Source organism: Peptoniphilus sp. HMSC062D09 (assembly GCF_001811425.1).
Lineage (GTDB): Bacteria > Bacillota > Clostridia > Tissierellales > Peptoniphilaceae > Peptoniphilus_A.
Genome location: NZ_KV804730.1, coordinates 60,883 through 79,508, shown reverse-complemented (window position 1 = coordinate 79,508; position 18,626 = coordinate 60,883). Strand labels below are relative to the sequence as shown.

The 18,626-nt window shown below is 34.4% G+C and carries 18 protein-coding genes; 5 read left to right on the top strand and 13 right to left on the bottom strand.

The features are described 5' to 3' along the window. Positions 1-14 precede the first annotated feature (14 nt). Together grpE and hrcA are read right to left on the bottom strand one after the other, a co-directional pair. Positions 15-566, bottom strand: coding sequence for a nucleotide exchange factor GrpE (gene grpE / locus HMPREF2801_RS06655; RefSeq protein WP_070611280.1), 552 nt, complete (start codon positions 564-566; stop codon positions 15-17). Between the two features lie 8 nt (positions 567-574). Next, positions 575-1,597 carry a heat-inducible transcriptional repressor HrcA gene (hrcA, locus tag HMPREF2801_RS06650; protein ID WP_070611279.1) on the bottom strand — a complete coding sequence of 341 codons (1,023 nt, stop codon included), beginning with the start codon at positions 1,595-1,597 and terminating at the stop codon, positions 575-577. Between the two features lie 387 nt (positions 1,598-1,984). On the opposite strand from hrcA, the gene lepB reads away from it, so the two are divergent. The 3 genes from lepB to hemW are packed head-to-tail and all read left to right on the top strand — an operon-like array spanning position 1,985 to position 5,473. After that, complete coding sequence (lepB, locus tag HMPREF2801_RS06645; protein WP_070611278.1) at positions 1,985-2,509, top strand: signal peptidase I; 525 nt, start codon at positions 1,985-1,987, stop codon at positions 2,507-2,509. A 26-nt stretch (positions 2,510-2,535) separates the two neighbouring features. Then, positions 2,536-4,347 carry a translation elongation factor 4 gene (gene lepA / locus HMPREF2801_RS06640; RefSeq protein ID WP_070611277.1) on the top strand — a complete coding sequence of 604 codons (1,812 nt, stop codon included), beginning with the start codon at positions 2,536-2,538 and terminating at the stop codon, positions 4,345-4,347. Beyond that, positions 4,334-5,473 (top strand): radical SAM family heme chaperone HemW, encoded by a 1,140-nt coding sequence (hemW, locus tag HMPREF2801_RS06635; RefSeq protein ID WP_070611276.1) that lies wholly within the window; start codon positions 4,334-4,336, stop codon positions 5,471-5,473. Before lepA ends, hemW begins: the two co-directional genes overlap by 14 nt. Before the next feature lie 101 nt (positions 5,474-5,574). Here hemW and rpsT read toward each other — a convergent pair whose 3' ends face one another. From rpsT to HMPREF2801_RS06620, 3 genes are all read right to left on the bottom strand, one after another. Continuing rightward, positions 5,575-5,844 (bottom strand): 30S ribosomal protein S20, encoded by a 270-nt coding sequence (gene rpsT, locus HMPREF2801_RS06630; protein WP_019124761.1) that lies wholly within the window; start codon positions 5,842-5,844, stop codon positions 5,575-5,577. A gap of 94 nt (positions 5,845-5,938) precedes the next feature. Then, positions 5,939-6,952, bottom strand: coding sequence for a DNA polymerase III subunit delta (gene holA / locus HMPREF2801_RS06625; protein WP_070611275.1), 1,014 nt, complete (start codon positions 6,950-6,952; stop codon positions 5,939-5,941). Beyond that, positions 6,930-9,197: a DNA internalization-related competence protein ComEC/Rec2 gene (locus HMPREF2801_RS06620; RefSeq protein WP_070611274.1), complete on the bottom strand. Its 2,268-nt coding sequence runs from the start codon at positions 9,195-9,197 to the stop codon at positions 6,930-6,932. Before HMPREF2801_RS06620 ends, holA begins: the two co-directional genes overlap by 23 nt. A gap of 75 nt (positions 9,198-9,272) precedes the next feature. On the opposite strand from HMPREF2801_RS06620, the gene HMPREF2801_RS06615 reads away from it, so the two are divergent. Beyond that, complete coding sequence (locus HMPREF2801_RS06615) at positions 9,273-10,166, top strand: hypothetical protein (RefSeq protein ID WP_070611273.1); 894 nt, start codon at positions 9,273-9,275, stop codon at positions 10,164-10,166. 191 nt (positions 10,167-10,357) lie between these two features. Beyond that, positions 10,358-10,861, top strand: coding sequence for a hypothetical protein (locus HMPREF2801_RS06610; protein WP_070611272.1), 504 nt, complete (start codon positions 10,358-10,360; stop codon positions 10,859-10,861). A gap of 88 nt (positions 10,862-10,949) precedes the next feature. Here HMPREF2801_RS06610 and HMPREF2801_RS06605 read toward each other — a convergent pair whose 3' ends face one another. From HMPREF2801_RS06605 to HMPREF2801_RS06570, 8 genes are all read right to left on the bottom strand, one after another. Then, on the bottom strand, positions 10,950-13,442 hold the full coding sequence (locus HMPREF2801_RS06605) for an ABC transporter permease (protein ID WP_070611271.1): 2,493 nt from the start codon (positions 13,440-13,442) through the stop codon (positions 10,950-10,952). Positions 13,443-13,459: 17 nt separating this feature from the next. Continuing rightward, the gene (locus tag HMPREF2801_RS06600; RefSeq protein ID WP_055078905.1) at positions 13,460-14,125 is read right to left on the bottom strand and encodes an ABC transporter ATP-binding protein; all 666 of its coding nucleotides are present in this window, start codon (positions 14,123-14,125) and stop codon (positions 13,460-13,462) included. Positions 14,126-14,320: 195 nt separating this feature from the next. Then, a complete protein-coding gene (locus HMPREF2801_RS06595; protein WP_070611270.1) occupies positions 14,321-15,352 on the bottom strand; it encodes a sensor histidine kinase in 1,032 nt (343 codons plus the stop codon). Then, positions 15,349-16,041 carry a response regulator transcription factor gene (locus tag HMPREF2801_RS06590; protein ID WP_070611269.1) on the bottom strand — a complete coding sequence of 231 codons (693 nt, stop codon included), beginning with the start codon at positions 16,039-16,041 and terminating at the stop codon, positions 15,349-15,351. The genes HMPREF2801_RS06595 and HMPREF2801_RS06590 overlap by 4 nt, the downstream gene beginning before the upstream one ends. Positions 16,042-16,307: 266 nt before the next feature. Beyond that, positions 16,308-16,862, bottom strand: coding sequence for a DUF6648 family protein (locus tag HMPREF2801_RS06585; RefSeq protein ID WP_070611268.1), 555 nt, complete (start codon positions 16,860-16,862; stop codon positions 16,308-16,310). 103 nt (positions 16,863-16,965) lie between these two features. Beyond that, the gene (locus tag HMPREF2801_RS06580; protein WP_019124768.1) at positions 16,966-17,391 is read right to left on the bottom strand and encodes a hypothetical protein; all 426 of its coding nucleotides are present in this window, start codon (positions 17,389-17,391) and stop codon (positions 16,966-16,968) included. After that, positions 17,388-18,296 carry a tRNA modification radical SAM protein MnmL/YtqA gene (locus HMPREF2801_RS06575; RefSeq protein WP_070611267.1) on the bottom strand — a complete coding sequence of 303 codons (909 nt, stop codon included), beginning with the start codon at positions 18,294-18,296 and terminating at the stop codon, positions 17,388-17,390. The genes HMPREF2801_RS06580 and HMPREF2801_RS06575 overlap by 4 nt, the downstream gene beginning before the upstream one ends. 8 nt (positions 18,297-18,304) lie before the next feature. Further along, the coding region (locus HMPREF2801_RS06570; RefSeq protein ID WP_246829991.1) for a DUF1292 domain-containing protein at positions 18,305-18,626 on the bottom strand (322 nt) is incomplete at its 5' end.

The window sequence follows — 18,626 nt, the reverse complement described above, 5'->3', positions numbered from 1 at the left end:
CCTAAATAATTCACTTATTGTGAAACTTTGACCATTGCAGGTCTTAACGTTTTGTCATTAATTAAATAACCCTTTTGTAAAACTTCAATTACATAGCCACTGTCGTATTCATCAGAATCTTCAGTTAATACTGCGTGGTGATAAGTTGGGTCGAACTCTTCACCAAGTGCCTTCATCTCAACTATACCTTCCTTTTTAAGGACATCAGTAAGTTGATCCTTTATCATCAATATCCCGTCATAAGTTGAGTCCTTTTCTCCAATGGAATCTAGAGCCCTCTCAAAATTGTCAAGAACGGGAAGTAAGTCATTTACTATTTTTTTAACTCCAAGCTCAACATATTCAGTCTTTTGAGCTTCAGTTCTTCTCTTGTAGTTTGCAAAGTCTGCTTGAAGTCTCATGAACTTGTCCATTAAATCTTGGTACTTTTCATCATCAGATGAGTCATTGGTAACTTCTTGACTATCATCTTGAACTTCTTCCTCTTTAACTACATCTTCTATATTTTCATTTTCTAATTCTTTATTTTCATCTAAGTTATCTTTTTTTATATCTTCATTTGTCATGTACTCCCTCACATTTCTTTTAATCCTCTCGTCAAAGCGTCGCTAAAAGTTTTAACCACCTTAACCAATCTCGTGTAATCAATTCTAACTGGTCCAATTAGTCCAATGCTGCCATAGATGCCAAAGTCCTTGGCAAAAGGTGCCCGAATGATGGTGTTTTCTTTCATAAGACTTGCACTGTTTTCTGAACCAATAATCACTTCCACATCTCCTGTGAAATTATCATTATTTAAGATTTGAAATAAACTGTCTCTGTCCTCAACTAAACTCATAAAATCTTTAGCCTTGTCAAGATCCCTATATTCGTCAAAATTTAAAATATTAGTGAGGCCGTCATAATAAATTTCAATGGATGAGACCTTTTTATTAAACTTGCTTGCAATTTTTACAACATTGGAAATAAAATTTCCATGCCTAATCATGTCATCGGAAAGAGAAATCTTAAGTGATTCAATTTTGTCAAAATCAATTCCCGACATCTTTTCATTTAAAACCTTCTCTATATAATAAAAATCTTCGTCAGGAATATTTTCAATTTCTAAAAAATATCTCTCAATAACTCCCTTGTCCCCTATTAGAACTAAGAGGGCTGTTTTTTCATCAATCTTTACTAGAGTAAGTCTCTTTATCTTGGTGTCAGCCTTTTGTGGTGTAATAAGATATGCCGTACAGTTGCTGACGCTGGCAAGTAAGTTTACAGAATTTTTATAAAAGTCTTCAATATTTCTTGAAGTGTATAAAAGTCTGTCCTTGATTTTTTCTGAAGCATCTATGTCATGAAATTCATTTAAACTTTTAAAAAACTCATCAACATAAAATCTATAAGCCTTGTCAGAAGGAATTCTTCCAGCTGATTGATGTGGCTTATTTAAAAAACCAAGATCTTCAAGATCTGCCATTTCATTTCTTATTGTCGCTGAACTAACTCCAAGGTCGTAATCTTTGGATAGAGTTCGTGACCCGACGGGAGTGGGCATATCAATGTATGCCTCAATTATGGCATTTAAAATATTTATTTTTCTAGTATCCATAATTTCCTCCTTTGTTAGCACTCATTAATGTCGAGTGCTAATCTATTTATATAGTACCCTCTTCCAAAAGCTTTGTCAAGGATATTTCAAAAATTTTTTTCTTTTATTCTAGAAAATTATTCTAGAAATTTTTTTAATTTTATTTTTATGAGATTACTTTAAATTTTAACTTAATATAATTTTTATTATCCCTAGTCTCTGTGTGTAAACTCTTGATTTTTTAAAATTAATTACTTGCTTCTCAAAATTTTTTAACAAGACCCTGAAATTTTTTTATCTCATCTTATTGAATCCTCTTCCTTCTCATTGAATACTAATAGCTATAAATTAAATTTATTCCAATCTTCAAGCTATTTATGTTAAAATTAGTAATTGGAGATGATTTAATTGAAAAAAAGTGAAACTACATCTTTTATTATCACAATTGTAGCTGCAGTTTTAATTGCACTCTTTGTGAGAAATTTTATTTTTAATATAGCTGTTGTAAATGGAGAGTCAATGCACCCAACCTTAAATGAAAAGGACAAATTGATTTGCCTTTCCTACAAGAGGTTTACTGACATACCTCGTGGCGAAATTGTTGTAATCGATGCGCCAAATGACAACAGAAACTACATCAAAAGACTTATAGGAAAGCCTGGCGACACCATAGAATTTATAGATGGAAAGGTCCTTTTAAATGGAAAAGTTTTAGAAGAAGCTTATACTTCAAGTGATTATACAGAATCTGATGAAGAAAAATTTGTTTTAAAGGATGATGAATATTTTGTCATGGGCGATAACAGACTCCCTGGCATGAGCGTAGACTCCAGATACTTTGGACCAATCGAAAAAAAGAGAATAAAATCAGCAGCAGTTTATAGGATTTTACCTCTAAAAAATAGAGGAAAAATTGAAACTCTAATAAAATAAAAATCCCCTAGAACGGAGGTAAAAATTTGAGAAATCAAAATAATATAAGAAATTTTTCAATAATAGCACATATTGACCACGGCAAATCCACTCTTGCCGACAGGCTCATCGAGTCAACGGGCATGCTCACTAAGAGAGAAATGGATGAGCAAGTTTTAGACTCCATGGATCTTGAGCGCGAGAGAGGAATTACAATTAAATTAAAGGCAATTAGACTTATCTACAAGGACGACAGAGATGGCAAGGAATACATCTTAAACTTAATTGACACTCCAGGTCATGTGGACTTCAACTATGAAGTTTCTCGTTCCCTTGCAGCTTGCGAAGGCGCCATTGTAGTTGTAGATGCTGCCCAAGGTGTTGAGGCACAAACTCTTGCCAATGTCTATCTTGCCGTTGACCAAGACCTTGAACTTGTGCCTGTAATAAATAAAATAGACCTTCCTAGTGCAAGACCTGACGAGATAAAAGAAGAAATTGAAGATATTATCGGCATTGACACTGAAGGCATTCCACTAATATCTGCCAAGGAAGGCATTGGCATTGACGATGTCCTTCACGCAATTGTGGACAAGATTCCTGCACCAAGTGGCGACTACAAGGCACCACTTAAGGCCCTTATCTTTGACTCAATTTACGACTCCTACAGAGGAGTAATTTGTCATGTGAGAATTATTGACGGACAAGTAAAACCTGGCGACGAAATCCTCATGATGGCAACAGGCAAAACTTTTGAAGTTGTTGAAGTTGGAGTAATCGCCAACGGTCACATAAATCTTGATTCTTTAAGCGCAGGCGAAGTTGGTTACATAACTGCCTCCATTAAGAATGTAAAGGACGCAAGAGTGGGCGACACAATTACTCACAAAAATAAGAGAACAAGTGAACCAATGCCTGGCTACAAAAAAGTTCTACCCATGGTATTTTGCGGTGTCTACCCTGGTGAAGGCGAAGAGTACAACAGTGTTCGTGAAGCCTTAGAAAAGTTACAGGTAAATGATGCTGCCCTTGACTTTGAGGCAGAAACTTCTGTTGCCCTTGGTTTCGGTTTTAGGTGTGGCTTCTTGGGTCTTCTTCACATGGAAATAATCCAAGAAAGACTGGAGAGAGAATTTGACTTAAACATCGTAACAACTGCCCCTTCTGTTATTTATAATGTTATGAAAAAAAATGGTGAGATGATTTCCATTCAAAACCCATCAAACTTACCTGACCCAACAGAAATTGAGTACATGGAAGAGCCAATTGTAAAGGCAGAAATTATGACGCCAACTGATTTTGTTGGGCAAGTTATGGAGCTTTGCCAAAATAGGCGTGGCGTCTTTAAGGACATGCAGTACCTTGAAGAGACAAGGGCCCTCATAACTTATCACATGCCCCTAAATGAAGTTATCTATGATTTCTTTGACGCCTTGAAATCAAAAACTCGTGGCTACGCATCCTATGACTATGAATTAATTGGCTACGAAGAGTCCGACCTTGTTAAACTTGATATTTTAATCAACGAAGAACTTGTAGATGCCTTCTCACTTATTGTTCACGAGTCCAATGCCTACACTCGTGCAAGAAAAATCTGTGAAAAGCTAAAGGATGTAATACCTAGACACCAATTTGCAGTGCCAATTCAAGCTGCCATTGGAAATAAAATTATTGCAAGAGAAACAATTCGTGCCCTTAGAAAAGATGTACTTGCAAAGTGTTACGGTGGAGATATAACAAGAAAAAGAAAACTTCTTGAAAAACAAAAGGAAGGAAAGAAGAGAATGCGTACTGTGGGTAATGTTGACATTCCACAAGATGCCTTCTTGTCTGTATTAAAATACGATGAAGAAAAATAAAATTTCAATTTATATTCATATACCCTTTTGCGAGAGTAGATGTCACTATTGTGACTTCTGCTCTTCTCTTTTAAATAGAGAAAATGTTGAAAAATATTTTTCTTATTTGGAGAGAGATATAAAACTATATGAAAATTTTTTAAGGGAAAAAATTATTGACACAGTTTTTATCGGAGGCGGCACTCCCTCTTCTGTCGATGAGAAATGTATTGAAAGAATTTTTAAAATTTTAAGTGACTTTGAATTTTCTAAAAATCCAGAAATAACTATTGAGTCCAACCCCAACTCTCTGACGCGAGAAAAGGCTGAAACTTATTTTTCTTCTGGCATTAACAGAATCTCCATAGGTGCCCAGTCCTTTAACGATGAAATTTTAAAAAAGATTGGAAGGATTCACAAGTCCGAAGATATTTATAGGGCTGTGGAAAACGCAAGGTCTGCTGGCTTTACAAATATAAATTTAGACCTCATGCTTGCCCTTCCCTGTCAAAAATTTTTTGATATAGAAAAATCTCTTGAAGAGATAAAAAAATTAGACATTCCTCACCTTTCCTACTACTCACTTATCTTAGAAGAAGGCACAAGACTTTATGAGGCCCATAAAAAAAGTCCCCTTGCCTTTCCCGATGAAGATGAAGACAGAACAATGTATCACTATGTAGTTGATGAACTTGAAAAAATTGGTCTTAACCAATATGAAATTTCCAACTTTGCCAAAGATGGCTTTGAGTGTCGCCACAATTTGACTTATTGGAAGCTAAAAGATTACCTTTCCTTTGGACTTTCTGCCTCATCAAATATAAAAAATTTGCGTTACAGAAATTTTTCTAACTTTAAAAATTATTATGAGGCTCTTGATAAGGGAGAAAAACCCCTGGAATTTTCTGAGACCTTGACTATGACCGACAGGATCAATGAATTTATAATGATGGGACTAAGGCTCAGGTCTGGCATTGATTTAGGTGAATTTAAAGAAAGATTTGAAGAAGATTTTGTAAAAACTTATGAAAGTGAAATAGAAAAAAATATTAGGCTGGGATTAGTAGAAGTTAAAGAAAATAAAATTTATCTTACAGAAAAAGGCAGGGACCTATCCAACCAAGTGGAGCTAGATTTTTTCCGCTAAATAAAAAAGACAAGAGTAAAAAAATAAGAGGTAGACAATTATCTACCTCTTTCTCTTTATTATAAAAAATAAAAAGAGAAACTCTCCCGGGAAAATTTCTCTTAGCCAGCGATTTTGCTGTTAAGTTCCTTAGCTAGTCGACTTAGCTTTCTGGAAGCTTGTTTTTTGTGAATTATATTTTTATTAGCAGCCTTCTTTAATTTTCTGTCTGCAACAATTAAAAGTTCCTTTGCATCGTCAAGTCTGTTTTCGTCAAGAGCAACTCTAAAGTTTTTAACTGCATTTTTCATTTCAGTTCTAATAGGTTTGTTGTGATCAGAATTTCTTTTAGCTACATCTATTCTCTTAATAGCTGATTTAATATTTGCCATTATTTCACCTCCAATATTTAACGCTTTTGCTATTTTACCACGAATTTACATTGATTGCAAGGTTCTTTTTGCATAAGTTTTTATTCCTGGCAAATTAAATTCCCTGGCAATATTTTATAATAAGAGTCTCAAAAATTATTATCTCGTCTACTGATGAAGTTTTAAAAAATTCATCTGCTTTAATAAGTTCTTCATAAAAATCTGTCAAAAACTTTTTAGAAAAGTTTCTCTCATAGGCCCTTATTTTTCTTTCAAATTCGTACTTTGATAATCCCATTTTATTCATCATTTCTGCCTGACTAATTTTTTTTTCAGACAAAATTTTGTAGGACAAAAGATTTTTCACTTGCCTAATTATATGGTAAAAGATTATAGGATACTCTTCCCCTAATTTTACTATATTGTGAAATTCAACTAAGGCTATCTCGCTATTTCTTTGGAGCATGGCATCTGTAAACTTAAAAATACTTGTGTCAATATTTTCTGTAATTAAACTCCTTATGTCACTTTCACTTATAAGATTACTCTTTGCAGCTGCCGCAATTTTATCCATTTCGCCTATTAGGTCTAGTAGGACAAGGTCTTCATTTTTTGATGTGTAGCCACTTTCCTTAATAAAGAGAGCTGCCTCCCTATCATTGATTTTCTTGCCCTTTCTTAAAAAATAAGATTTTACAAACCTATTTGCATCTATTGGACCCAGCTTTTCAAATTCAATATCTCTTTTATTTTTTTTGAAGTATTTGTAAAATTTTGTTGTCTTTTTTATATTCCCAGTGTCCCAAAAAATTAAAATTACAAAATCCGATAACTTGTCTAAAAATTCATAAAAGGAATCCTTTAATTCATAGAGGGCAAGAAAGTCGCATACATCTTTCACTAATACAAGTTTTTTGTCATTCATGACAGGATAGGTCTCACAGGCAGAAATAATGTCCTCTGGTTTGACTTCACCGCCCTTAAATTTTGTATAATTAAAGGCTTCGCTACCCTTTACATATTTATTTAATAAATATCCCACAGCATTTTCCATTAAATATTTTTCCTTGCCGAAAAATAAATAAACTCCGCTGTGAGTCTCATCTTTATAAATTTTCTTGTAGTTCATAATTTTTCCTCGCCGTAATATAAAGTAAAGTGGTATTTAAAAATATAAGTAAAATATAAAATTTATAGTCCTCTTCCTGGTTTTTCTTATCAATCCTAAGCTTGTCACCATAAATTTTAAAGTCCACTTGACCATCTCTTGCCGTAACATAGTATATGATACCATGTTTTTCCAAGTTTTGTAGCACTTCTTCATGGGGATGACCATAGGAATTATTTACGCCAGCAGAAATTAGGGCAAATTTTGGCGAAGTATTTTCCAAAAACTCCTTAGAAGTGGAAGTCTTTGACCCATGATGGGCGACCTTTAAGATGTCTATGTCCCTATTTATTTTTCTCTCAACATTTTCGGAAATGTCGCCAGTAAAAAGTGTCTTAAAGCCCCTGTGATTTATGAGTAAAACCATGGAATTGTCATTTTCTTCTTCTCTATTTTCACTGTCGGAGAGGACTTCTGCCAGAGTGTCCCCTAAAATTTTTACCTTGTCGCCTTTTTTTAGGATTACAATATTAGAAAACTTTTCTGCCTTTTCTAAAATTACTGGGTCTTCTGGCAAGTGACTTATAAAAATATTATCCACCCTATATTTTTTTAAGATTTTATTTAAATTTCCCGCATGGTCTTCGTCAAAGTGAGAAATAAAAATTCCGTCAATTTTTGAAAGACCGCGAAGCTTTAAAGTTGGAAATAAAAATTTTTCTGCAATTTTATTTTCCTGCCTTGCACCACCAGTGTCAATTAAATAATTTTTGCCGCGAAAACTAATAAGTGTGCAGTCCCCTTGCCCAATATAGAGGTGGCTCTCCTTATAAGTATTTAGGTCTCTTAAAATTCCTAGAGATGTGAGAACAAAAAAGACTGCCATATAAATTTCGATAATTTTTAAATTTGGCTCAATAATTTCCCTTAACTTGTGCCTGTTTAAAATTAGCAAAAATAAAATGTAGTAAACAAAAATATATTCAAACTTAAAAGCTTTTAGGGTGAGAAAGATACTGCCCTTAGCTGCAAAAAGACTTTCCAAGCCATAGCTTGCATTCATTAAAATATTTAAGACTTTTCCAAGAATACCAGGAAAAACTCCCAGTCCCATGATAAAACCAAGAGTAATGATCACAGAATAAATTGGCACAATTATCAAGTTTGCAAGAAAAACCAAAAGTGAAAAGCCATCAAAATAATAATTTATAAGAGGAAAAAGTGAAATTATTACTGAAGTTGTCCCAACAAAAGATTTTTTTACAAGACCACTGCCTGACAGCCTGCTATTTAGGACTGGGTAGACAAAGACTAGACCGAAAATTGCCCCATAAGACATGAGAAGTGATATTGAATAAATTGCCATGGGATTTATAAATAAAATTATGCTAAGGCTCAAGAAATAAATTTTTTTCAGGTCTAAATCTTTTTTTAAGTAAATATTTGCCTTGTAGAGAAGGTAAAACAAAAATGCCCTAAGGGCTGAAATTGGCATGCCAATAGTCACTATGTAAAAGAAAATAAGACCAGTCACAAGAAAATCAGTGAGTTTTTTATTTTTCGTTATCCCTTTTATTATGCCATCTAAAAAAAGTACAAGGACTCCAATGTGAAGACCTGACACTGCCAAGATGTGGCTCATGCCAAGAGTATTGAACCTATCCTTTTCACTCTCTTCCATGAGGGACCTATCGGCAAGTATAATTGAGGACATGAGATTAGAATTTCTTTCATCCAAATTTTCTCTATAAAATTTTTTTGCCCTATCTACACAGACATTGGAAAATTTATAAAAAATATTTGGCTGAGAAATTTTTTGAAAGCTATTTATTTTTCCAAGGGCATAAATTCCCTGAGCCTTGTTATTTTTCGCGTAGTCAAAGTTTCCCTCATTCATTGCAGGAAGAGGCGGAGCAAATTCTCCAAGAATCTTATAAGTCCCTCCCCTGTCTAGCTTTTCGTAAAATAAAATTTTTGTCACAAATTTTTTTCCTTTAACAGAAGATGTCTTAAGGACAGACTTATTTTCATTTGATAAAATTACTTTTCCAGTGACCTGACCAGAAAAATCCTTTAGCTTGTAGTCTCTAAGGGAATAATTTAGGCAAACAGCAAAAATAAGGAGAGGAAATATAAATAATTTGGCATTTTTCTTTTGTGCAATAATAATTATTGCTAGAAGGAGAAAAAATCCCACAATTAATAAACTTGCCCTTGTAAAAATTGAAAGTAAAATTCCAAAAATAATTGCTGCAAATAAATACATAGGCACCCCCTCTTATTATATATCTTTTTAAAGCGCCAAGTCACGAAATATGATAATATATTAGTGGAGGTAGCTATGAATTCTAAATACAAAAACCCTTACAAAAAAAATTACAAATTAGAAATAATTGATAAAATAAATCGTGACGGCATTACTTATGGAAAGGTCCAAGACCCGCCTTTCTTCACTGGCAGTGAAAATCTTTTGGCTGACGAGATAAAAATAAATGGTGAAGACCCAGTATTTTTATCTGGCAACAAAAACTATTTTAAAATTGATGAAAATAAAGGCCAGGTTGAAATTGAGATTAATTGGAAAAATAGACTGCTCATGATGCAGGAAAATCTTGGCAATGCCTTGGTGAGATATTTTTTATCAACAAATACAAATTCAGAAATTTTAAATTACAAGGTTGAAAAAAATTCTTCCTACATAGACATTGCAGCCAAGGATTTTAAATTTATGACAGTAAAAAATATTGAGTCCCTTGTAAATTATGCCATCTTTTCAAATTTATCCATTGAAAATTTTGAAGACCACATAAAAATTGAAAGGCTGGCAGAAATTTCCTACCAGGGTCCTGCCCTAAAAAGGACTGGCGAAATTGGCATGGTCTTTATTTCTTCAGTTGATAAAATAAATTCTGCCATTAGGCTAACTCTTGTCTCAGGCGAAAATGCCTACAAGCTTGCCAGAAATTCTCTAAATCTTTTGGACAACATGAAGATGTACTTAAATAGCCAAAGCCTGGAAAGTGTATTTTCTGATGTAAAAAAGTTAAAGGCAAAAAATTTCCCTGACACTGAAAAAATTCTTGGTCAAGAAAAAAATCTTCATGAAGAAAAACTTCCTAAAGAGGATAAAAAAGATGAAACCCCAAAAAATTCTGACTTAGAAAAAGTTGATGAAGGAGAAAAAGTTCAAGAGACAAAAAAATTTCTGAGCCTGAAAAAGTCCTTGAAGAAGTAAAAAATTCTGAAATAAAAAATTCTTCTGACTTAGAAAAAGATTTTGTCACTGATGAAAATTTAAAAGATTCTGAAAAAATTAAGAAAGCAGAGAAAGTTTCTCAATCAGAAAAAGTCCTTGAAAAGGCAAAAAAAGAAAAATACGATTCTAAATTCTTCCACGAAAAATATAAACTTGAATCTTTTAAGGACTTGAATAAAAAAATTGAAGATAAAAAAGATGACGAGAATAATAAAATAGAATATCCTCAAAAAAATTGTGAAGAAAAGATAGAAAAGACAAAAAATAATCTTAACCAAAATAAGGCTAAGGACTCCCAAGAAAAATCACCACTATTTTATCAAGCCGTGGATTCCTTTAAACGCTTTTCCACAGAATTTTCTGGCATAAATTACATCTACAAGGTTTTAGAAGATGTAAATTTAAAGGAGCTTCGCGAAATTTCTTCTTATATTTTAAAAGAAGACAACTTTATCCAAATTTATGGACTAAAAAATGGCAAGAGGTCAAAAATAATTGTCCTTCGCTCTATAAATTTAAACTTCAACTTAAAGAAAATTTTTGAAAAATTGCAGGACCACTTCGACTTCACAGGCACAGGCAATATGTACACCTTGGACTTGGAGTGTAGAGAAGAGGACCTTACGAGAATCATGGAAAGCTTCTTAATCGAAATCAGAAGATATGCAAAATAAAGATGCTGTTGCAGAGTAGAATCATCTATTCTGCAACAGCACTATCTTGATATAATTAACCTAAAGATATCTTTCTATTTATTTAAACTCACTCTGTCAATCGCAAACGTTCAACAACTGGAAGATTAATATCAGTTTTGTATAGCAACATAGGAACTATAAGGCAAATTAACAACACCAGTCCAGATGCAAGTATCATCGGGATAAATGGATAAGAAAAAACAGCATAATAGACTACTTTGCTAAATAAAACATATAGTAAGAAGAAGATTGCCGTCCCTATTGTGACTACGAGGGAAAAAGAAATACCCCAGTAGTATAAACCTTCCATAGACAGCATTCGTTTAATTTGTTTCTTTGTCATTCCAACACTTTCAAGAACAGCTAATTCATAACGCCTAGTACTTACGTTAACAACCATTGTATTTACAAAGTTCATAACACCCACCAACATTAAAATTACAGATAACCCTGTTCCTAGAACATTTGCTGTAACTAGATAATCTCGCACTTCTTCTCTACGTTCATAGCGGGATACAATATCAATTTTGGCTTTAGACGAGGTGATTTGCTTTAATTCTTTCAATATACTTTCGTCATTTTGACCATCCGTATCAAAGGCCACGCGAAACACTCTATTTCGTGGAAAAAGTTCTTGTAAGGATCTTTGACTAATATATAAATCAGGAGCTGTTCCACGCTCATTTCCTCCTCCAGCACGAAAACCATCATTCAAAAAACCATTTGCCACTACAAAAGAGTGTTGTCCGTTCTGTGTCTGAATAGTTATTTTCTGTCCTGGTTGAATGATGCCTTCTAACGTATTGGAAAGTAGTACAACATCTCCTTGCTCAAAGGCATCTATATCAACAGGCGAATTTAAGTTTTCATTGATTTCTTTCAAATATGCATTATCAATTCCAAAAACTCCACTGAAAAAATTTTGCTGATACTTTTTTAACTTTGAAGAATCGGATAAATCAAGTCCACTTACTCCATCTAACGACATGAGAAAGTCATGAAATACAGCATCATCATATGAAACGTCTACTGTTACTTGAGGATAAGCCGCATATGTCAACCTCAAATTCTTGATTCCATCAATCTGTCTAATCTCTGACACCATTTCATTTGTAATTAAATCTTTATCTTCGTAAATACTATATGTGAGTGCAAAATCACTTACTCCCCATTGCTTAACATAATTCTCTGGACTTAATCCATACAATAATCCCGTGACAACTAGAAACAGGGAAAAACCACAAAACAATGACGTAAAGACGAGAATTGTACTCTTTACATTCCTAAAGACATTGTTCCATGCCATTTTAGATAACTTCATTTTTCCGCCATTTTTGGTGACTGTCTTTGTGCTTTTTACTGTATATCGAAGTGCCGCTATTGGTGAAACGCCCCCAGCAATTTTAGCAGGCTTCATGCTTGCAATCATAGCTGTTAGGAATGTAAATATAGCTGCTCCAATAAAAATAAAAGGCGAAAAAGATATTTTTGTTCCCACATCAGAATTTGTTGAGTACATCATATTCAGGAAATAGGGAACAACACCAAAAGAAACAATCGCACCAAGTAGCAAACCAAGCGGAATACCAATACAGGAAATTTTAATTGTCTGTTTATAGATAATTCTCTTTATTTGCTTTTTAGTAGCTCCAATCGTTTTTAGACGACCATAAAATTGCACATCTTTTATGACAGAGATATAAAGAATATTGTATATTAAAAGATATCCGCTAAATGATATAAAAAATGCTAACATTATTACAGCTAAAATAATAGTCCATCCATTAGCTTGTCCTAATGGGACAATTTCAAATGTTTGACCTGCTGTAAAGTCAATCTCATCGCGTAATCTTTCACAGTTCTTATCAACATCACCATTACCTTGAAAGCTAATCATTGCCGTAACACTATTATCCAGTGGTTCATTTAAACTGTCCCTAAAAGCATCTGAAACATAAGCATAGCCACGATTATTTGTACGCATTGAAATGTAGTCCGTATAGTAGCCCGACAACAAAAAGGTGTCTGATACATAATCATAGCTATCACCAATTTGATAAGACAATACTATTTCCATCCCTATTTGTGGATCAGAAATACCCATCTGTTTAAGCGCCCATGTTGGCAGCATAATTTCATTTTTATTTAAAGGGTAATTTCCTACGATATCTGATATGGTCGGTAGACGATGAACCTTCCATTCTGTATCGTCTATCCAAACTATACCTAATTTTGCGTTTTGCAGTTTTTCTGTATCAATACTACCTAAATGTTGCTGTCTTCCTACGTCTTGTACAAGATTTGATTTTGAGATTTCTACTAACTGTTCTTCTGTTGCATTTGTGATTCCTACATCTGCAGTAGTCCCCATTAACCGAATTTGCTGCATCTTATATGTTTCAAAATAACTAAATCCAATACTGAATGTCGCAGTTATCATAAATGCAGTCAGAACCAAAGCAATGATTGCAAATAGATTGCGCTGCTGTTCATTATGTAAACTACGCTTAGCAATCTTCTTTTCAATATTGCTGGTATTATTTTCAAAAGGCCAAATCATGCTATACCACCTCCTACTTACTCCACAATTTTTCCATCCTCAATACGAACAATTCGATCTGCAAGACGGGCAATATCATTATTATGGGTAATCATAACTACAGTTTGACGAAAATCTGCACTGGTACGCTTGATAAGACCTAATACCTCTGCACTTGTCTTACTGTCAAGATTACCAGTAGGTTCGTCGGCAAGCACAATAGCTGGTTTGTTAATCAATGCACGTGCAATAGCTACACGCTGTTGTTGTCCACCTGAAAGATTGTTTGGCATACTTGTCAGTTTATCATTCAATCCCAAAAGATTAACTAGCTCGTTAAAAAACTTCTGATCCACCGTATCCCCGTCAAGCTCTACTGGCAGGACTATATTTTCATAAACATTCAAAAGGGGAACAAGATTATAGTTTTGGAAAATAAAACCAATATTGCGACGACGAAAGATGGTAAGCTGTTCGTCATTTTTCTTTGCAAGTTCTTCGCCCCGAACAATCACAGTTCCGCTGGTGGGAATATCCAGTCCTCCCATCATGTGAAGAAGGGTAGACTTCCCACTTCCAGATGTTCCTACAATAGCCACAAACTCTCCATCCTCAACTGAGAAGTTTACTCCGTCAAGAGCTCGGGTAATGTTAGGTTCTGTGCCGTAATACTTTTTCAAGTCAATTGTCTGTAAAACGTTCATATTCAAAACTCCTTTCAAGGCTTCCTATTTGTTGTTAAGAATATTATAAAACCCAAATGTCCGTGAAATGTTACAGTAGCTAAAAAATGCATTGAAAATCATGAAAAAATGTTACAATGATAAGACTTTTCATTTTATCTCTACGTTGTGTTTCAATTTTCCATAAGTAGAAAACTTTAAGTAGAAAACTTTTTTTCACCACAAAGGAAGCATTATAGAAAATTCTGAACCCTTACCTGGCTCAGAAATCACTCTAATATAACCTCCTTGACGTGTTACAATCTCGCGGGCCAGATACAGACCAATGCCTATACCTTGCTGTCCATGTACTTCTTCCTCACGATAAAATCTCTGGAATATTGCGGCCTGATTACTTTCAGAAATGCCCTTGCCCGTATCTGTTACTTTAATCTCTACATACATTTCCCATAATATTACAGACACAGTGATTTTTCCTCCTGTCTTGGTGTACTTCACCGCATTGTCCAACAGGTTAAATATTGCTTCAGATGTCCACTTACTGTCATGGGAAACAACGAAATCCTCCGAACAATCCACGAACACAGCGATTTTCTTTTGTTCAGCTTCATACACAATTCCACTCATGGCCTGTGCCACAGTGTCAAACAAGCGACTCGGTTTCTTATCCAGCTGGATTACTCCCGTTTCCAATCGTGAGGTTTTCACTAAGGCCTGAAAAAGAAAGTCAAGTTTATCTGTTTGACTACGGATTCCGTGAATAAAGTCGATACGCTCTGTCTCGGTCATATGCTTTTCCAACATTGTATCTGTCGCCATTTTTAAATTGCTTACAGGTGTTTTTACCTGATGCGAAATATCCGATACAAGAGTTTGTAATTCCTTTCTTTCTTCGTCCACAAGACGGCGATTCTCCTGCATGATATGATATAGCCTAGTCAGGCGATGGTCAATTTTATCAAGTTGGGTTTCGCTGTCTTTCGGACACTGAGGGACTTCATTTCCAGCAATCATATAGTCTAAGGTCTGACACAGAGTATCGGTAAACTGCAAAAGGCGTTTCCCAAACTCCTGAGTTAATATAAAGAGAAATAAAATGGTGAACGTCATCATCGCTCCGCCTGTAAGTAGGACTGCAGTCTGTCTTGTTATAAGAAACAAAGCTATGATAATTCCAGACATAATGAGAAAAACTCCCAGAGTAATCCACCCAAACAGATGCTTTACAGATAGATTCTTAAACTTCATTTTGCTTCGCCTCCTGTCCATTGATAACCCATGCCGTATACAGTCTTGATGTATGGTGCTCCTCCATCAGATTCAATCTTACTACGAATTCTGCTGATGGTGGTTGTGAGTGTGTGTTCGTCCACAAACTTCTCATCTATATCCCACAGCTTTTCTAAAAGCTGTCTCCTAGTCAAAACTATCCGAGGATTTTTGCGAAACAGATTCAGCATTTTAAACTCCATAGCTGATAGGGTTATAGTTTTACCATTTAAGGAAGCCGCCTGCTCCGAGAAGTCCAAAAACAAGCGCCCGTCATCGTAAATATCCTTTACTGGTTTATGATGTTCCAGCATGTCCAACATTGCTTTGATTTTCCTCTGCAATACCGCGATTCCAAACGGTTTTGTGATGTAGTCTACTGCACCCGCCTCATAACCTCGTATCTGGTCACTCTCCTGGTCATTGGCTGTCAGGAAAATTACAATGGTGGATGGATACTGAGGCTTTATCAGCTTGCACAGCTCAAAACCATTCCCATCGGGCAAGTTGATATCCAGAACTACCAAATCAAATTCTCGCTGAAGAATGGTTTCAGTGGCAGTCCTTGCATTTAAGACAGAACTAACATCATAGCCTTCTGCAATTAGGTTATAAGCTAACAATTTATTCAAAAAATTGTCGTCCTCGACAATTAAAATCTTCTTCATATCCTCACTTCCTTTATTTTATGTATATAGTATATCAGGTAAATGTCCGGAAAATATTACAGCGAACAAATTTATAAAATATTTCCTTATAAATTATAAACCGTTTGCGTTCATATCCTCAGTCTGTACCTATAAAGATTGAAAGGAAAACTTATATTTAAGATTTAGTAGACTGTTATTTTTACACTATCATGAGTCTCCTAAACTCTATTTATATGGATACAACGAAAAAGGACTGAGGGAAATTAATCCCACAGTCCTTATTTTTAATAATATTTTTCATTGATATAGTGATCTATTATTGATGTCTTCATTTGATTGTCAAAAATATTTTCTTCTTTCAAGATTCTTAAAAGCCATGGCGCCTTTGAGTGAAAGATTGCCTCCTTCTTGTCCTCTAAGACAATTTCATAGAGCTCGTTTCTCAATGCCTTTGACTGACACTTGATGTAATAAGCCTTGGTGTTTCTAAAATCTTGTATTCTCAAAATATTTAAGACAGATTTGTCTTTAAGTTCGTAATATTTGTTTGTTAAATTTAAATAATAATTGTAGTACTTTGAATGTTTTTTTGTATTCCTAACATCTTTTGAAAGTGCCCTATAATACTTTGCCATTACATTGTAGTATTGGTAGTTGTACATTCCCTTTTCGTAAGAGTCCACCTTGATGTAGGGTCTGGCATTTCTCATTTGAAAATAGTCGAAATTTTTTTGCAAAAATTCTCTCTTGGAGAGGTCACCATTAGTGTATTGCATTATGAGAAAAGACCTGTGTTCAAAAAAATCTTCAAAAAGTCCCTTCTTTTTCTTAAATTCCACGAAGCACCATTAAATCACACTTAGAATTATTGGAATTACCATTGCAATTACAAGTAGCAATGCAATAATTCTAACCATTGTTTTTCTATCCACTTATAACACCTTATTTTCCAGTTACTTCTAGACAGTGATCTTTTAGAGATTCAGGCATATCTTCCTTTAGATAATCAACATTAATGTAGATTTCTTTGTTATTTGCATCAGGAATTTTAGAAATCTTATTGTAAAGATGTTCTAAGTCTTCAATATTAAGTGTCAATACCTTGTAAATTCCGTCAACATAAATCTTGTGCAAATCATAATCCATTGCAAGAAGCCCACAGATAAATCCGTAGAAACTTTCAATAGAGTTTAGTCTGTATTCAGTTGCATTAATAAGTCTTACATTGTAGTCTAAACTAAAGATGTGATCGTCATCAACTTCTACGAAAGCAATATTTCCATCGCCCTTTTTCATGTCGTCATTTGCGTTGTCGATTAACCATCTTGTCTTTCCAGAGCCTTTGCTCCCTAAAATATACTTTATCATAGTATTTCTCCTTTCACTAGATCACCTTGAGTGTATCCATTTTCATGCATAACATTAATTATATCGTCTCTAATTTTCCACCAGGAAGTATTCCAATTGCAAAAAAGAGAATTTTCATAAGGTGCTCTTCCTATTATTCTTTCCACTATTATATCATCTTTAAGATTTCTTAAAAAGAGTATAACTTTTTTCTTGTAGTCATCTAAAGAAATTGGTTCAATTTCTCCTCTTTCATACATCTTTCCAAGAGCCGTATCTTTTAAGATGTAAAGGGCGTGAATCTTAACTTCATCAATGCCAAGAACATTTAAAATTTTCGCACACTCAAGAATATCTAAGTCGTCATCCCAGGGAAGTCCAATAATAATGTGAGTGCAGACATTTAAATTTCTCTTTTTTAGCTCTAAGGCTGCATCAATAAATTCAGAAAGACCATGTCCTCTATTTAATTTTTTCAGGCTGTGATAATTTGGCGTCTGAAGACCAATTTCAACTGTCACAAAATAATTTTTGTTTAATTCTTCCAAGTAGTCTAAATGCCTCTTTGGAAGGTAGTCTGGTCTTGTGGATATGCTTATGCCAACTACGCCTTCTATAAGAGACTCTTCAATTACTTTCTTGAAGTCCTCAAAGGGCATGTAGGTGTTGGTAAAATTTTGAAAGTAGGCAATATATTTATTGGCCTTGTATTTATTTTTTATGAGCTCTTTATTTTTTAAGAGTTGGTCTCTCACAGACCCAAAATTATTTTCGAAAGAGCCGCCTTCTTCGCCGCAAAATATGCAGCCACCCACTCCACAAGTTCCATCTCTATTGGGACAAGTTAAATCAAGTTTGACAGGCAGTTTGTAGACTTTTTCGCCAAACTTTTCCCTGAGAAAATCAGAATATTTTCTGTAAACCATTTAGAAAATTATTCTTCTTCCTCGTCGTCAAAAATTTCTTCGAAAGTCTTTGAAACTTTTTCAAATTCTTCTTCTGATTCGATTACATCAAGTTCTACTTCTTCTTCATTTACTTCTTTGTACTTGTAAATAAATACATCTTCGCCGTCTTCTTCATCTTCAGGAAGAAGTGCAATGTAGTCATTTCCTTCGCATTCAAAGATTCCAAGAACTATGCACACCATTTCACTGTCGTCATCAAGTGTAAGTGTAATAGTTTCATAGCCTTCTTCTTCGTGATCGTGGTCACAACCGCAATCACAGTTTTCGTCGTGTTCATGTAATTTTTTT

Excerpts from the sequence above, each read along its gene's own strand:
- grpE (WP_070611280.1), bottom strand. The coding sequence starts at position 566 with ATGACAAATGAAGATATAAAAAAAGATAACTTAGATGAAAATAAAGAA.
- hrcA (WP_070611279.1), bottom strand. The coding sequence starts at position 1,597 with ATGGATACTAGAAAAATAAATATTTTAAATGCCATAATTGAGGCATAC.
- hemW (WP_070611276.1), top strand. The coding sequence starts at position 4,334 with ATGAAGAAAAATAAAATTTCAATTTATATTCATATACCCTTTTGCGAG.
- rpsT (WP_019124761.1), bottom strand. The coding sequence starts at position 5,844 with ATGGCAAATATTAAATCAGCTATTAAGAGAATAGATGTAGCTAAAAGA.
- holA (WP_070611275.1), bottom strand. The coding sequence starts at position 6,952 with ATGAACTACAAGAAAATTTATAAAGATGAGACTCACAGCGGAGTTTAT.
- HMPREF2801_RS06620 (WP_070611274.1), bottom strand. The coding sequence starts at position 9,197 with ATGTATTTATTTGCAGCAATTATTTTTGGAATTTTACTTTCAATTTTT.
- HMPREF2801_RS06615 (WP_070611273.1), top strand. The coding sequence starts at position 9,273 with ATGAATTCTAAATACAAAAACCCTTACAAAAAAAATTACAAATTAGAA.
- HMPREF2801_RS06605 (WP_070611271.1), bottom strand. The coding sequence starts at position 13,442 with ATGATTTGGCCTTTTGAAAATAATACCAGCAATATTGAAAAGAAGATT.
- HMPREF2801_RS06600 (WP_055078905.1), bottom strand. The coding sequence starts at position 14,125 with ATGAACGTTTTACAGACAATTGACTTGAAAAAGTATTACGGCACAGAA.
- HMPREF2801_RS06595 (WP_070611270.1), bottom strand. The coding sequence starts at position 15,352 with ATGAAGTTTAAGAATCTATCTGTAAAGCATCTGTTTGGGTGGATTACT.
- HMPREF2801_RS06590 (WP_070611269.1), bottom strand. The coding sequence starts at position 16,041 with ATGAAGAAGATTTTAATTGTCGAGGACGACAATTTTTTGAATAAATTG.
- HMPREF2801_RS06580 (WP_019124768.1), bottom strand. The coding sequence starts at position 17,391 with ATGATAAAGTATATTTTAGGGAGCAAAGGCTCTGGAAAGACAAGATGG.
- HMPREF2801_RS06575 (WP_070611267.1), bottom strand. The coding sequence starts at position 18,296 with ATGGTTTACAGAAAATATTCTGATTTTCTCAGGGAAAAGTTTGGCGAA.